The 14,393-nt window shown below is 41.8% G+C and carries 13 protein-coding genes; 10 read left to right on the top strand and 3 right to left on the bottom strand.

Features of this window, described 5'->3' with window-relative positions; translation table 11 throughout:
- Together QTN47_RS02360 and QTN47_RS02365 are read left to right on the top strand one after the other, a co-directional pair.
- Nucleotides 1-579 carry a CAP domain-containing protein gene (locus tag QTN47_RS02360; protein WP_369327709.1) on the top strand — a complete coding sequence of 193 codons (579 nt, stop codon included), beginning with the start codon at nt 1-3 and terminating at the stop codon, nt 577-579.
- Nucleotides 580-1,268: 689 nt separating this feature from the next.
- A complete protein-coding gene (locus tag QTN47_RS02365; protein ID WP_369327710.1) occupies nt 1,269-2,171 on the top strand; it encodes a 3-hydroxyacyl-CoA dehydrogenase family protein in 903 nt (300 codons plus the stop codon).
- A gap of 216 nt (nt 2,172-2,387) precedes the next feature.
- On the opposite strand, the gene QTN47_RS02370 is transcribed toward QTN47_RS02365, so the two are convergent.
- Both QTN47_RS02370 and ribD read right to left on the bottom strand, forming a co-directional pair.
- Nucleotides 2,388-2,999 (bottom strand): IMPACT family protein, encoded by a 612-nt coding sequence (locus QTN47_RS02370; protein ID WP_369327711.1) that lies wholly within the window; start codon nt 2,997-2,999, stop codon nt 2,388-2,390.
- Between the two features lie 45 nt (nt 3,000-3,044).
- Complete coding sequence (gene ribD / locus QTN47_RS02375; RefSeq protein WP_369327712.1) at nt 3,045-4,130, bottom strand: bifunctional diaminohydroxyphosphoribosylaminopyrimidine deaminase/5-amino-6-(5-phosphoribosylamino)uracil reductase RibD; 1,086 nt, start codon at nt 4,128-4,130, stop codon at nt 3,045-3,047.
- Between the two features lie 61 nt (nt 4,131-4,191).
- On the opposite strand from ribD, the gene prmC reads away from it, so the two are divergent.
- From prmC to truB, 6 genes are all read left to right on the top strand, one after another.
- Nucleotides 4,192-5,067, top strand: coding sequence for a peptide chain release factor N(5)-glutamine methyltransferase (prmC, locus tag QTN47_RS02380; RefSeq protein WP_369327713.1), 876 nt, complete (start codon nt 4,192-4,194; stop codon nt 5,065-5,067).
- 11 nt (nt 5,068-5,078) lie between these two features.
- Nucleotides 5,079-5,774, top strand: a complete 696-nt coding sequence (locus QTN47_RS02385; RefSeq protein ID WP_369327714.1) for an aspartate/glutamate racemase family protein — start codon at nt 5,079-5,081, stop codon at nt 5,772-5,774.
- A gap of 76 nt (nt 5,775-5,850) precedes the next feature.
- Nucleotides 5,851-8,343 carry a mechanosensitive ion channel family protein gene (locus QTN47_RS02390; RefSeq protein ID WP_369327715.1) on the top strand — a complete coding sequence of 831 codons (2,493 nt, stop codon included), beginning with the start codon at nt 5,851-5,853 and terminating at the stop codon, nt 8,341-8,343.
- 89 nt (nt 8,344-8,432) lie between these two features.
- Complete coding sequence (locus QTN47_RS02395) at nt 8,433-8,960, top strand: hypothetical protein (RefSeq protein WP_369327716.1); 528 nt, start codon at nt 8,433-8,435, stop codon at nt 8,958-8,960.
- A gap of 68 nt (nt 8,961-9,028) precedes the next feature.
- Complete coding sequence (locus QTN47_RS02400) at nt 9,029-10,069, top strand: flavin reductase family protein (protein WP_369327717.1); 1,041 nt, start codon at nt 9,029-9,031, stop codon at nt 10,067-10,069.
- Nucleotides 10,070-10,379: 310 nt separating this feature from the next.
- On the top strand, nt 10,380-11,123 hold the full coding sequence (truB, locus tag QTN47_RS02405; protein WP_369327718.1) for a tRNA pseudouridine(55) synthase TruB: 744 nt from the start codon (nt 10,380-10,382) through the stop codon (nt 11,121-11,123).
- A 184-nt stretch (nt 11,124-11,307) separates the two neighbouring features.
- On the opposite strand, the gene QTN47_RS02410 is transcribed toward truB, so the two are convergent.
- Nucleotides 11,308-12,102, bottom strand: coding sequence for a hypothetical protein (locus QTN47_RS02410; RefSeq protein WP_369327719.1), 795 nt, complete (start codon nt 12,100-12,102; stop codon nt 11,308-11,310).
- A gap of 165 nt (nt 12,103-12,267) precedes the next feature.
- On the opposite strand from QTN47_RS02410, the gene QTN47_RS02415 reads away from it, so the two are divergent.
- Together QTN47_RS02415 and QTN47_RS02420 are read left to right on the top strand one after the other, a co-directional pair.
- Nucleotides 12,268-13,155 (top strand): alpha/beta hydrolase, encoded by an 888-nt coding sequence (locus QTN47_RS02415; RefSeq protein ID WP_369327720.1) that lies wholly within the window; start codon nt 12,268-12,270, stop codon nt 13,153-13,155.
- Nucleotides 13,156-13,375: 220 nt separating this feature from the next.
- A complete protein-coding gene (locus tag QTN47_RS02420; protein ID WP_369327721.1) occupies nt 13,376-14,296 on the top strand; it encodes an SPFH domain-containing protein in 921 nt (306 codons plus the stop codon).
- Nucleotides 14,297-14,393: the final 97 nt, after the last annotated feature.

Consider the following 14,393-nt stretch of genomic DNA (forward strand, 5'->3'; position numbering starts at 1 on the left):
ATGAAAAAAATACTGATCGCTGGTTTGGTTGTAGTCCTTTCGTCATTTACTTTCCTGAGCAATAAACCTGTACCTGAAAAAGCTGAAGCAAAGGCAGCGTTTGAATTAATCAATGCAATGCGTCATAATCCCCGTGCATTTTCAAAAGCACTCGGTGTAAGCCTGAACAATGTTAAAGCAATGCCAGCCCTTGTGTGGAACGATACGCTGGCTAAAGTTGCAGAGGCCAAGGCGATTGATATGTGTTCAAGAAATTATTTCGGGCATGTAAACCCGGAAGGCTTCGGCATGAATTATTACATTAACAAAGCTGGCTACAAGTTAAATGCTTACTGGCTGAAACAAAAATCAGCAAACTACTTCGAGTCGATCCAGGCCGGAGCCTCTAACGGAGAAGATGCCGTAGGCTACCTGGTCGTCGATGAAAATATCCCAAGTCTTGGTCACAGAAAACATCTGCTCGGAATTGGTGACTGGAATGCATCTTTGACAGACATCGGTATAGGCTTCGTTAAAAACCCCAACCCAAACTCGATGTATAAATCGTTTATGTGCGTGCTTATTGCGAGACATGAATAGGGAAACTGATTAAGTACGAATTACGAAGTACGAAGTACCTGGTTCGAACAGGTCTGTTTTTATTGGACGGCACAAATAGAGGGAGTGATTAAGTATGTGTTACGAAGTACGAAGTACCTGGTTCGAACAGGTCTGTTTTTATTGGACGGCACAAATAGACAGAGTAATTAAGTACGAGTTACGAAGTACGAAGTACCTGGTTCGAGCAGGCTCTATTTTCTTTGGACGGCATAAATAGAGGGAGTGATTAAGTACGAGTTACGAAGTACGAAGTACCTGGTTCGAACAGGTCTGTTTTTATTGGACGGCACAAATAGAGGGAGTGATTAAGTACGAATTACGAAGTACGAAGTACCTGGTTCGAACAGGTCTGTTTTTATTGGATGGCATAAATAGAGGGAGTGATTAAGTACGAGTTACGAAGTACGAAGTACCTGGTTCGAGCAGGCTCTATTTTCTTTGGACGGCATAAATAGAGGGAGTTATTAAGTACGAGTTACGAAGTACGAAGTACTCCTGGTTCAACACCGTCATTTTTTTTTCAACATCTTCCTTTCGATTCAGTTATCTTAAGATGTTGAAAAGAAATTAACCAGCTCAAGATTGAGTACTTCGTACTTCGTACTTTGTAATTCGTACTTCTTACTTGCCCCGGCCTTCCTTACATTTGTTATCTAAACATTCAGGCCATGAATCAAACGATTGCAGTAATAGGAGCCGGAACAATGGGGAATGGTATTGCGCACGTTTTTGCACAGGCAGGTTTCCAGGTTTCCTTAATAGATCTGAATCACGACCAGCTTACAAAGGCGCTGGCTCAAATACAGAAAAACTTTGACAGGCAAATAAGTAAAGGCACTGCTACCGAAGAGCAGAAAAAACATTCTCTTTCAAATATCAGTATTCATACCAACCTGATATCAGGAATTGGAAATGCAGGATTAATCATCGAAGCAGCCACAGAAAATACGGACACAAAGCTGGAGATTTTCAAAAAGTTGGATGCAATAGCGGCGACGGATGCAATTCTCGCGTCTAATACATCATCCATTTCTATTACAAAAATTGCCGCCGCAACTTCACGTCCTCAGCAGGTGATTGGAATGCATTTTATGAACCCGGTTCCGGTAATGAAGCTGGTAGAAATCATCAACGGGTATGCAACTTCTGCAGAAGTTACCAAAACAATAACTGAACTCACCCTTCAATTGAATAAGGTTCCCTGTGTTGTAAACGACTATCCCGGCTTTATTGCCAACAGGATACTTATGCCGATGATTAATGAAGCTATATATAGCTTGTATGAGGGCGTGGCTGGTGTTGAAGAGATTGATACTGTCATGAAGCTCGGTATGGCACATCCAATGGGACCGCTGCAATTAGCTGATTTTATTGGTTTGGACGTCTGCCACAGTATTTTGAAAGTGCTGCAGGATGGTTTTGGCAATCCTAAATATGCGCCTTGCCCACTCCTCGTTAATATGGTAACTGCCGGAAAGCTTGGCGTAAAAAATGGTGAAGGATTTTACAGTTATTCATCGGGAAGCAAGGAACTGGTTGTGAGCGACAGGTTTAGGAAAGCGGCAAAGTGAATGGTGAACGGTGAAGAGTGAATGGTGAATAGTGAATAGTGAAAGACAGCAGCAGTTATACTTATTTCAAAAAGTGACAATTGCGGAAAGGGTAGGGACTCTCTGTGAAACTCAGTGTCTCCTCCGTGCCCCGCCGTGTAACCACTCTCACACAAAACAGCAGAAAACCATAAAACGCAATGATACAAAAACGTACAACGTATAACGTACAACTCATCACTGTTTTACCTCTCCTACATCAATCCCCCTCAAATCCTTCAGTATTTTAACCAGCTCGCCCAAACGGCTTTTTGGGGCGTTGATTTTAATTGAGCAAAAAAGCTGCATCTCCTGTTCAATCACTTCGCAGTTAAATGCCTTGACCCAACGCATTACTTCGTTCATCTGGGTGTAATCAAAGCTGATCTGAAGCTTAACGGTCACCGGTTTAGGTACAATCGGCATCAGCTGAAGCGCCATGGTGGTAGCTGTTTTGTACGCATTGATCAAACCCGGAACACCCAGTAGTGTACCACCAAAATAGCGCACAACAACAACGAGTACATTGGTTAAACCCTTACTGTCGATTTGCCCGAGAATAGGTTTCCCCGCGGTTCCTGACGGCTCCCCGTCATCACTTGACCGAAAGTTGTTATTATCCAGTCCCAGCCTGTATGCGAAGCAATGGTGCACCGCTTTGGGATGTTCTTTTTTTAGTGCCTGTAATTTTTCTTTGAAATCGTTAGTGGTTTCAATAGGATACGCGTAGGCAATAAAACGGCTGCCCCTGTCTTTAAATTCAGCCATTGAAGGCTGGCTGATCGTATTGTAAAATTCCTGTTCGCTCATTTAAATTATCGTGTTTTCCGGAAAGTTGCAGCTCTAAATTTTTGGCTATTTCCTGAAGTAATCAATCCGGTCATTGAAGACCTGTTCCGTAAAAACATGGTGCCCTGTCACAGCCGGAGCCGGCAGTCCTGTCTCTACAAATAAATGCTCATTTGTAATAATACGCGTTTCATCCCAATACCCCTCATCAATAAAAGATTGCAGCAATTTGGCACCGCCTTCCACAAGAATGCTTTGAATATTTAATTGATAGCATGCTGTAACGATCTGGTGTACCAGGCTACTGTCATTGCTAACCCGGTAGTATGCAACTTCATCATTTTGCAGGCTGTTTGCTTTGCTGTTTACTTCCAATGAATGCATGTGTAAATTAAAAATGATGGTGTGTTGTTTTTTGTTATAAATGTTTAAAGATTCCGGCAGCCTAAGGTCCATATCAATAACCATACGAATAGGTTGCACATCATTCCAAAACCGATTATTCAGCGAAGGGTTATCCAGCAACGCGGTATTTGTACCAACGAGAATTGCAGCTTCTTCACTTCTCCATTTATGCACTTTCCTGTTTGAATAGTCATTTGAAATAAGCAATCTTTCCGCAGACTCTGAAGCAATTTTACCGTTCATGCTTTGCGCCCATTTTAATACAATATAGGGACGATGCTGGGTGTGGAAGGTAAAGAAACGCTTATTCAGATCAAGACAAGCTTTTTCCTTAACGCCGGTGATTACCTGAATGCCTGCTTTTTCTAATTTCTCAATCCCTTTTCCATTTACTTCATTAAAAGGGTCGCGGCATCCCACTACAACAACTGGAATATTGTTCCTGATGATAAGATCAGCACACGGTGGTGTTTTACCATAATGTGCGCAAGGCTCCAGGGATACATAAAGGGTAGATCCGTTAATCAGGTGCACATCCTCCCTTGCAACGCTGTTTATGCAATTAACTTCTGCATGCGCCTGGCCATAAAGCTGATGGTATCCTTCACCAATGATCCTGTCATTGTGTACGAGTACAGAACCCACCATTGGGTTAGGCGCTACATGACCCGCGCCAAGCCTGGCCAGTTCAATGCAGCGGAGCATGTATTTGTCGTGTTGCGTCATTCGTTTACAGAAAATGGACATGATATGCCTTATCGGCTGTATCAATTTGCAAATGTAACAGAAATGGTGCTATCATTGCAGTATGACTGTCCAGAATGCTTATTTGCAGCAGGTTACAACGCTCTCCACAGTGTACGAACAAAGAGAGGCTGCAACCATTGCCGGCTGGGTGATGGAAAATGTCACCGGCATGAGGCGTGTAGACCGGCTTATTCACAAGGACCGGCTGTTAACTGCAGCCGAGCTTGACCAATTGAATTCTTACACTCAAAGATTATTGCAGCATGAGCCCGTACAATATGTGTTGAACGAAGCGTGGTTTGCAGGGATGAAATTTTATGTGGACAACAATGTGCTGATCCCTAGACCGGAAACAGAAGAACTGGTCGAATGGATTCTGCAGTATGTAGCAGCCACTCATGGACCTGAAACCAGAGTATCAATAATTGACATAGGAACAGGCAGTGGTTGCATACCCGTTTCTTTAAAAAATGAACTGCCTTTCTCAACTGTTTATGCCGTGGATGTATCTGAAGGGGCATTAACGGTGGCCCGTAAGAATGCAGACTCCCTGAACACTGCTATCGTTTTTTTGCAACAGGATATTCTTGAAGTAGATCTATGGCAAAATATTCCGGAGGCAGATATCATTGTAAGCAATCCTCCTTATATAAAAGAAAGTGAAGCAGAGCAGATGCATAAAAATGTATTGCAGCATGAACCGCATCTGGCATTGTTTGTGCCAAATGAAGACGCGCTGATCTTTTACAGGAAAATTGCTGATATGGCTTTGCAGAGGCTAAAACCTCAAGGTGCGCTGTTTTTTGAGATCAATGAAGCGCTGGGCAGGGAGGTTTGTGAAATGTTGACACAGAAGGGATTCACCAAAGTTGAGCTAAGGAAGGATCTGCAACAAAAAGACAGAATGGTAACGGCTTTGTTGCCACTTAGAAACTAAAATGATCAGGAATGAAAATAATTGGATTAATCGGAGGCATTAGTTGGATCTCAACCGTAGAATATTATAAACTTATTAATGAAGGGATAAACCAGGAGCTGGGCGGATTAAATTTTTCAAACTGCATTATTTATTCGTTTAATTATGCTGATATAAAGCGTAACAATGATAAAAATGACTGGGAAAGCACATTGAACATGCTGAGTTCGGCTGCGCTGCACCTGCAAAATTCGGGGGCTGACTGTATATTGCTTTGTGCGAATACAATGCACATGATAGCAGATGCTCTGCAGGAAAGAATCGATGTGCCGCTTATCCATATAGCTGATGAAACAGCAAAAGTGATTGAACAATGCGGTTTAAAAAGAGTTATATTGTTAGGGACGAAGTTTACAATGGAGAATAGCTTTTTTAAAGACAGGCTATTACAAAAAGGGATTGAAGCAATAGTACCAAACGATGAAGACAGGGCATTTATACATTATACAATTTTTGAAGAATTGGGGCGGGGATTGCAGAAAGAGGAAACCAAAGAAAAATACCTGTCTGTTATTAACGAAATGATAGGCAAAGGTGCAGAGGGCGTAATATTGGGTTGTACCGAAATTCCTTTATTAATAAAGAAAGAGGATGTGGATGTTCCGGTATTTGATACAACTGCAATACACGCAGATGCCGCTGTGAGATTCTCATTAGGGAAAGGTTGAACAGAATAGCCGGACTCGTGTTATTGCTATACAAAGCGCTTGCTAAAATGATTATTTTGCAATAAAATCAAGGTGCATGTTTTCAGTTAAGGTCACCCGTTGCATCACGAAGGTGTTCTTTTTATTCACCGCGTTTTTATTAACGCTGCAGGTTTATTCACAAAAGAAACAAAAAGAAAAACCAAAGGAAAAACAGCCGCAGGTAAACTTTGTAGATACTTCATTAGCCAACAAACATTTGAGTGATACCGTAAAAGAACAGTTAGCGGATACTATTTTGCCGAAGATTGCCAATAAACTCGAAACATACTCACTCGAGTTAAGCAGGTATTCCAACTTCTTTAAAAGACGCGTCGACACCATGCAGATATCTTCGGCACTCCCCTCCATGGAAAAAGCAATGTTTTTCTTTAAGGGAAGGCTCGAAAAGAATGATGCTCAGATGAATCTGCGAACATTGAATACCTATACCATATTGTTACAGGAGGCTTTGCAGGAACTAACTCACTGGGAAGGCGTTCTGGAGGATTATGGAGATAGACTTAATAAGAGCAATAGTGCAGTGCAGCATATTCTTGTGGATCCTTACCTGCATACAGAACTGGATGATACTGCCTTAAATTCTCAAATTAAAAGTTTGATAAAACGCGCGGTACAAATTGATTCCTTGCAGTTAATTACGCTGGCAAAGGTTAACAAGTGGCGCAATAGAATATCTGTCAACAGTCTGCTTGCAACAGATATGCTAGCCGATCTTGGCTATCGCACCATTAATGCAAAGGCGGCGATGTGGGGCAGGGAACAACCCGCGCTGTATAATGCGCGGGCAACAGATTATAAACAAACATTGTGGCAAAGTATTCTTGTTACGGGAAAGCGTTCCTTCAAAGTGCAGGCTATTTACATTATGATGACCTGGGATCAAAGGGCCATCAATCTTTTCATTTTTGGAGTTTTCACTATCTGGTGTTTCATTAATTACAGAAAGGTCAAAAGATCTGATGCTGCATTGGACGAACTTGCTCCGCTGCATTTTATGAATCGTTCCGTATTGCTATCCTGTATTGTTGCAGTATTATGTATTACACCTTACTTGTATGCGAACCCGCCGATGGTATATATGCACTTCAATGAGTTGGTGCGGACCTTAGGTGTTAGTATCTTGTTGTGGCCCTATCTTACCCGAACCTGCAAACGGTACTGGAGTATCATGTTCGTCATATGGACATGTTTTGCAATCGATGATCTTTTCCTGGAAACATCTTTTGGTGAACGCTGGTTGTTGCTGCTTCTCCCTCTTGCAGGAGGTATAATAGCTGCCATAATCCTGCGTAAAAAACCGAAGCTGTTTTCCGGTTTGGAAGAGTCCCCGGTAACCAGGTCTCTCGCAATCTTTACTGTTTTTTTCTGTTTAGTTTCCGTTTTGTTTAATGTCTTTGGAAGAATAACCCTTGCCAAACTGTTTGGCATGTCTGCCGTTCAGGGATTTGTGTATGCAATGACGTTAAAGGCGTTCAGCAGTATTATACTTGAAGCTGTTTACCTGCAATCCGAAGCGTATAAGAATAGCAGCTTTTCTGCTTTTTTAAATTATGATGAGCTTAAAATAAAACTGCGAAGAATGTTGTGGGTTGTCACAACAATACTTTGGCTGATTGCCCTGACCAAAAGCCTTACCATTTATGATTTTCTGCTGAGAACTGTGGAGCAATTCTTTAATAAAAAGCGCAGTATTGGTAATATGCAGTTCAGCTTTATGAGTGTGGCCATTTTTGTTTTCGTTATCTGGATATCAACGATTATATCCCAGTTCATCAGTTTCTTTTTTGGTTCCAAAATGTCAGAAAATACCAATAAAAGAAGCAATATGGGTTCCGTTATGTTGTTGGTAAGACTTGCTGTGTGGGCAATAGGTTTCCTGATAGCTATTGCAGCAGCGGGTATTCCACTGGATAAAATTTCTTTGATGATCGGCGCACTCGGAGTGGGTATCGGTTTTGGCCTGCAGAACATTGTAAACAACCTGGTGTCAGGTATCATATTGGCTTTTGAACGGCCGATACAGGTGGGAGACCTCATTGAAGTAGGCGGGAAAACCGGAACCGTAAAAGAGATTGGCGTGCGCTCCAGCAAAATAAGTAATTATGAAGGAGCTGATATTATCGTTCCTAACGGGGATCTATTGTCGCAGCACTTAATCAACTGGACATTACACAACAGGAACAGGCGTATTGAAATTGTAGTTGGAATTTCCTATTCCGCTGATCTCAGGAAAGCGAAAGAAATCATCGAAAACATTCTGCGGGATGAAGCGAACGTAATGCAGGTGCCGGCTCCCCTGGTTTGGGTAAATAATTTTGGTGACAATTCTGTTGATTTCAGGATCTTATTTTGGACCTATGATCTTGGTGACGCCGGAACGTTGCGCAGTGACATGATGATATTGATATTTGAAAACTTTGCAAAAGAGGGTATTGAGATCCCGTATCCCCAAAGGGATATTTATATAAAGAATATGGATGAGGCTTTGTTGAAGATGAAAGAAAAAGAAGGAGTGAATGGTGAATAGTGAATTGTGAATAGTCAATAGTGAAAGTTATAAGCTCGCAACAATTTAGAAGATCAAAATTTCAGATTTCAAATTTCAAATCCAAATCTTTGATCCTTTTTCATTCTTTTAAGCATCATTTGATCTCCATTAGGGAGTGGTTGCGCACAAATACAGGAGCGTGGAATAATGAATTGCAAAGGAAACTGCTGACGATAGGTTCATCGCAACTTGACTTGTATACCGGGCAACTATCTGTGGCATCGATAGAAGGTTTTGTGACAAATTTTCTTCAACAAAAAAATCTTTTGGATAAACAGGCTTATAAGAACTGGATCTATGAAGAGTCCGATTATAAAATGATTTCCCTGCCTGATGACTCAAACTGGACATTGCGTTTTCTTGATGAGGAGCAATTTGCTCACCTTCATCCTTCAAGATATTCGCTGAATACTATTCGCGTAAAAGCCAATGTGCTTAAGAGTTGTCTTTGCGTGTTGCTGTTTGAGAAGGAGGATGAAATTAATAATGCCGTCATTAATCACTATCGTAAAAAATATTTGCAATTGCCTCCGGTTAATGAAAAGTTTACTCATGCAGAAATAGAAAAAGTATTGCGCCTTCTTGCCGCTGCATAACATGTCTGCGACAAGGCCTTCAATTACCGTTGGATCTTTTGTGTAACTTACCGTTTTATTGCGTATTTATGGACGATAAATCTTTGTTCAGGAAGGTGAAAGTGTTACAGGTGATTAGCGAAACGGGCGACACAAAAACATTTGTACTTAAACCTCTTGATTGGCAACCGGATTATAAAGCAGGTCAGTTTATTACATTTGTCTTTTTGCACAGAGGTAAAGAGTTCCGGAGATCATATTCCTTCTCATCGTCACCGTTGCTGAATGAACCGTTGAGTGTAACTATCAAGCGGGTTGAGAACGGCGAATTTTCCAGGTTTATGTTGTCCCATGTAAAGGAAGGCGACGAGCTGATCACTTCCGGTGTCTCAGGATATTTTCAATTGCCTGAGGATTTAACCAACATTGGGCAACTAATATTTTTTGCTGCAGGTAGCGGTATTACGCCTGAATATTCTTTGATAAAGACAGCTTTGGCAACAACCTCGCTACCGGTCACTTTAATTTATAGCAACAAGTCCGTTACCGACACCATTTTTTTTGAAGAGATCATTCGTTTGCAGGAACAATATTCCGGGCGTCTACACACCGAGTTTCTTTACAGTACCAATATTGATATTAAACACCGGAGACTAAGCAACTGGTTGCTTCCCCAATTGTTGTATCCTTCCCTAAAAGTCCCTTTGCAACGCTGTATGTTCTATTTGTGCGGTCCTTTCGATTATATGCAAATGATCACCATTACTTTACTCACTGAAGGTGTAGATGCAAAGAACATTAAAAAGGAAAATTTCAATACGTTGCAGCCGGTAAGAAAAGCAACGCCGCCCGATAAAGAACCACACAAGGTTGCTATTCATATCAACGGCAATGATTATTCATTAACTGTTCAATATCCTGATTCCATACTTGCGCAGGCAAAGAAAGAAGGAATAGAACTGCCTTACAGTTGCGAAGCCGGCCGGTGCGGAAGCTGTTCGGCTACCTGCATAAAAGGAAAAGTCTGGATGGCTTATAACGAAGTGTTACTCGACGATGAAATAGCCAAAGGCCGTGTTCTCACCTGCCAGGGATTTCCCGTTTGGGGAGATGTGGAGTTGGAGTTCTGAAGCTGTTAGCTGTGGGCTATTAGCTATTAGCTGCCAGGAAGGGTATCAGGTATCAGGTGTCAGGTGTCAGGTTTGAGGCGTAAGGCATAAGATAAAAGCCTGGCAGTGTGATATATCCCGGTGGATAATAAGATTAAAAAATCAACGTCACTAAATCAACATCAGCTATTCATTAGTCGTTAATTACTATATGCGATATTAAACTTTCTTTTTATGCCTTATACCTCACACCTTAAACCTGATACCTTATACCTGACGCCTGATACCTCACCGCATTGTTCTATCTTCGCCGCCATATTAGGAAAGAAAAATGAAGCAAAAGCCTATTCATCCTGCATTAGAGCCATTTCTTGAAGGTAAAGTTCTGCTGATTAACAAGCCTTTAGACTGGACGTCTTTTGATGCAGTAAAAAAAATCAGAATACTTACACGCATTTCTAAAATAGGACACGCCGGCACGCTTGATCCGTTGGCTACAGGATTATTGATCATCTGTACGGGAAAGTTTACTAAAAAGATCAATGAATACATGGGGATGGAAAAGGAGTACACCGGCACGTTTACGCTGGGAGCTGTAACACCAACCTATGATCTTGAAAGCGAACCTGAGAATGAGCAGGACACAAGCCACTTAACTGCTGATATGATCAGGAACGCGACCGCAGCATTTACCGGAGAAATAATGCAGGTTCCCCCAATCCATTCTGCTATAAAAAAGGATGGCAAGCCGGTATATATAATGGCGCGTAAAGGGCATGACGTTGTGCTGGAGCCAAGACCAATTACCATTCACTCCTTCGAAATTACCCATATTGAAATGCCTGTTGTTCATTTCAGAGTGAGATGTTCTACAGGTACCTACATACGTAGTCTTGCAAATGATTTTGGAAAGGCATTAGGAGTAGGGGGGCATTTGAGCAAACTCTGCAGAACCCGCATTGGTGAATTTTTACTGGAAGATGCCATTTCGCTTGATGAATTCGAACAGGAGGTCATCAATATCAAAAAAAGTTACGACGAGCCCAATCCCTCAGAAGTAGCTGAAAATTTTTAATACTTTAATCTATCCGCATAAAAAAGCCTCCTGCTGTAAAAACCGGAGGCCTTTTTTATTTTAGAACTTATCTATTTAAGCTGTTCAATCCAGGATACCTGCTCAAAATTAGGTACTTCGTACCCGCCTGAATGTATTCATAACGGGCAGGCTTCGTAAATCGTACTTGTTCCGGTTTCTCCTTCTACTTGATCTCGTACCCCGCAAGCTCAGATGTAATCGTAATATCTGCTGTGCCGAGAGAATCGATCAGATCCTGGTATTGGCTCAGGTCTTGTCCGAGTGCCTCCAGTTGATCAAACAGCGCTTTTAATGTGCCAGTCGTTACTTTGGTATCAATCTTAATGATACCTACACCCTGGGCAACATATACATCATAGGTTAAAAGCGTAATGGTCTGCAAAACCACAGTGAAACCTGCAGTTACCTGTGAGTGAATTACGTTGGTATAAGTTTTACCCTGAACATCTTTTGTAATGTTTTTTTCCAGGATCTTACCATTAAATGTCAGCGGCAAGCCAGATATGTTTCCCCCGCTATAAGTCCAGGTGTACCCGGCATTTTGTTTGGTGTTGGTGTAAAGAATTTCCAGTGTGTTTGCTCCCAACGCGGTGTCACTTATGTCAGAAAGCAGGTACATATTGCCATCGCCATCAGTGCGCATATAACTTTCAGAAGCACTTCCTGTTCCGTCGAGTGAGCCGCTGAAAATATCATAAGTATGACCGTTGAAATCTTTTGTATTTCCGGTTGCCCTCAGCGTATCAGCGCTGGTGGTGTCAGAATCAGTGCTGGTTGATTTATAAGCCCAGTAAGAATCTTTTGTTGCCGGTTGAAAACTGGTGTCTTTGCTGGTTGGCGGATTGGTTGTAGTGTCTGGTCCGCCGCCCGGAGTGGGGCCTGAGCCGTTGCTAACTTCTTTCTGACAACTGATGAAAAGCAACGATGCAAATAATGAAGCAGTAAGTAGTTTATACATGGATTTAAGATGAATTAACCGTTAAAACAAAAGTAAATTATTCTACGTAATATCACCCTTAAGATTTAAGATACGCAAAACGCATTTCCCGCTGCTTTTAGATGCCATATTGTAATAATACGAAACAAAATCTGCTTACATTTATCCATACAAACAGCCATCAATATGAAAATATCAAAACTAATGCCTTGCTTAGGCCTGCTGCTGCTCATGTTCGGTAGCTCCTATGCCCAATCTAACGGAAAAGTGATTGAGGAAAAACGCTTGAAAAGTTCGGTTCTCGGAAAGGATGTACGTTATACTATTTATCTGCCGGCAGATTATGACCGTTCCAGCCGCACTTATCCCGTAGTTTACCTTTTACATGGTTATACGGACGATAACACCGGATGGTTGCAATTTGGGGAAATAAACCGGTACGCAGATAAAGCTATTTCCGAGGGAACCATTCCTCCGATGATTATTGTAATGCCAAATGGTGATTCGAGCTTCTACATCAATTCTTATGATGGTAAAGAAAAGTATGAGGATTTTTTTATCAATGAATTTATGCCTGCAATTGAAAAAGAATATAGAATTAAAGCAGAAAAAAGATATCGGGGTTTAGCCGGTCTTTCGATGGGAGGTTACGGTACATTGATTTATTCCCTGAAACATCCTGAATTGTTTGCGGCGGCTGCCCCATTCAGTGCAGCGGTCTGGGATGATTCTACAATCGCAAAAATGCCGCAGGAAAACTGGGACAGAACTATGGGGCAGCTTTTTGGAAGGAATCTCAAAGGATCTGACAGGTTGGGTAAAGCGTGGCATGACAATTCTCCCCTTAAAATCGTAGATACAAAAACTGCAGATGAGTTAAAACAGGTGCGTTACTGGATTGATTGCGGTGATGATGACTTTCTTACAAGAGGCAACTGTTTGCTCCATATAGCACTCACTGAAAAACGTGTACCTCATGAATACCGCGTTCGTGATGGCGGCCACACATGGACATATTGGAGAACAGGGATAACAGACGCTTTGCAATTCATAGGACAAAGTTTTCATCAGTAAAAAGCTTAAAGCTTAAAGCCCAAAGCCCAAAGCCTAAAGCCTAAAGCCCAAAGCTTAAAGCCTAAAGCCTAAAGCCTAAAGCCTAAAGCTTAAAACTTAGGCGAACGGATGATCTCTGGTAAATTAGTATAATTATCCTGGTGTTTTTTTTCAGTTTTAGGCTTTAAGCTTTGAGCTTTCAGCTTTGCTTCGAAAACTATACCTTCATAAAAAAAATAATATGAACTTCATTTCCTATTGGTGGCTCCTGGTTGTGCTGATTATCGTATTCAGCGGCCTGTTTACAGTAACACAGGGCACCGTCGCTGTTATTACCCGGTTGGGTAAATATCAGCGGATCCTTAGACCCGGTCTTAACTTTAAAATCCCGCTCATTGAGCAGATATACAGGCGCATCAGTATCCAAAACCGTTCTGTGGAGCTTGAGTTTCAGGCGGTTACACAGGACCAGGCAAATGTTTACTTTAAAAGTATGTTGCTGTATGCGGTAATGAATGCTGAGGAAGAAACCATAAAAAAAGTAGCCTTCAAATTTATCAGTGATAAGGACCTTATGCAGGCGCTTGTGCGTACCATCGAGGGGAATATCAGGTCATTTGTAGCAACAAAACGTCAGGCTGAAATTCTTGGTCTTAGAAAAGAAATTGTGGAAAGTGTTAAGCTTGAAGTGGATCATGTACTGGAAGATTGGGGCTATCATCTGCTTGATTTGCAGATCAATGACATTACGTTTGATAAGCAGATCATGGACAGCATGAGCAAAGTTGTAGCAAGTAACAACCTGAAAGCTGCAGCAGAAAACGAGGGCCAGGCGTTATTGATCACCAAAACAAAAGCTGCAGAAGCGGAGGGTAATGCCATAAAAATTGCCGCGGAAGCAGAGAGGGAGGCAGCAAGACTCCGCGGACAGGGGGTTGCGTTGTTCCGCGCGGAGGTAGCACACGGTATGACACAGGCTGCTGAGCAAATGAAACAAGCCAACCTGGATACCAATGTGATCCTTTTCAGCATGTGGACAGAAGCCGTAAAGAATTTTGCCGAAGCCGGCAAAGGCAATATCATCTTCCTTGACGGAAGCAGTGAAGGTATGCAACGAACCATGAAACAGATCATGGCTCTAATGCAGATGGATAAGCAATAGCTATCAGCTGTCAGCTATTAGCTTTCAGCTTATCGATCCGGGTTTGAAAAATTATCGTTTTGCGCCAGTCTTTTTATAAGGCTGGCGTATTTTTTTG

It is taken from the genome of Danxiaibacter flavus (assembly GCF_041060425.1).
Lineage (GTDB): Bacteria > Bacteroidota > Bacteroidia > Chitinophagales > Chitinophagaceae > Danxiaibacter > Danxiaibacter flavus.

Bases quoted from the DNA above. Each gene is read 5' to 3' on its own strand.
- QTN47_RS02360 (WP_369327709.1), top strand. From the start codon at position 1: ATGAAAAAAATACTGATCGCTGGTTTGGTTGTAGTCCTTTCGTCATTT.
- QTN47_RS02365 (WP_369327710.1), top strand. From the start codon at position 1,269: ATGAATCAAACGATTGCAGTAATAGGAGCCGGAACAATGGGGAATGGT.
- QTN47_RS02370 (WP_369327711.1), bottom strand. From the start codon at position 2,999: ATGAGCGAACAGGAATTTTACAATACGATCAGCCAGCCTTCAATGGCT.
- ribD (WP_369327712.1), bottom strand. From the start codon at position 4,130: ATGTCCATTTTCTGTAAACGAATGACGCAACACGACAAATACATGCTC.
- prmC (WP_369327713.1), top strand. From the start codon at position 4,192: ATGACTGTCCAGAATGCTTATTTGCAGCAGGTTACAACGCTCTCCACA.
- QTN47_RS02385 (WP_369327714.1), top strand. From the start codon at position 5,079: ATGAAAATAATTGGATTAATCGGAGGCATTAGTTGGATCTCAACCGTA.
- QTN47_RS02390 (WP_369327715.1), top strand. From the start codon at position 5,851: ATGTTTTCAGTTAAGGTCACCCGTTGCATCACGAAGGTGTTCTTTTTA.
- QTN47_RS02400 (WP_369327717.1), top strand. From the start codon at position 9,029: ATGGACGATAAATCTTTGTTCAGGAAGGTGAAAGTGTTACAGGTGATT.
- truB (WP_369327718.1), top strand. From the start codon at position 10,380: ATGAAGCAAAAGCCTATTCATCCTGCATTAGAGCCATTTCTTGAAGGT.
- QTN47_RS02410 (WP_369327719.1), bottom strand. From the start codon at position 12,102: ATGTATAAACTACTTACTGCTTCATTATTTGCATCGTTGCTTTTCATC.
- QTN47_RS02415 (WP_369327720.1), top strand. From the start codon at position 12,268: ATGAAAATATCAAAACTAATGCCTTGCTTAGGCCTGCTGCTGCTCATG.
- QTN47_RS02420 (WP_369327721.1), top strand. From the start codon at position 13,376: ATGAACTTCATTTCCTATTGGTGGCTCCTGGTTGTGCTGATTATCGTA.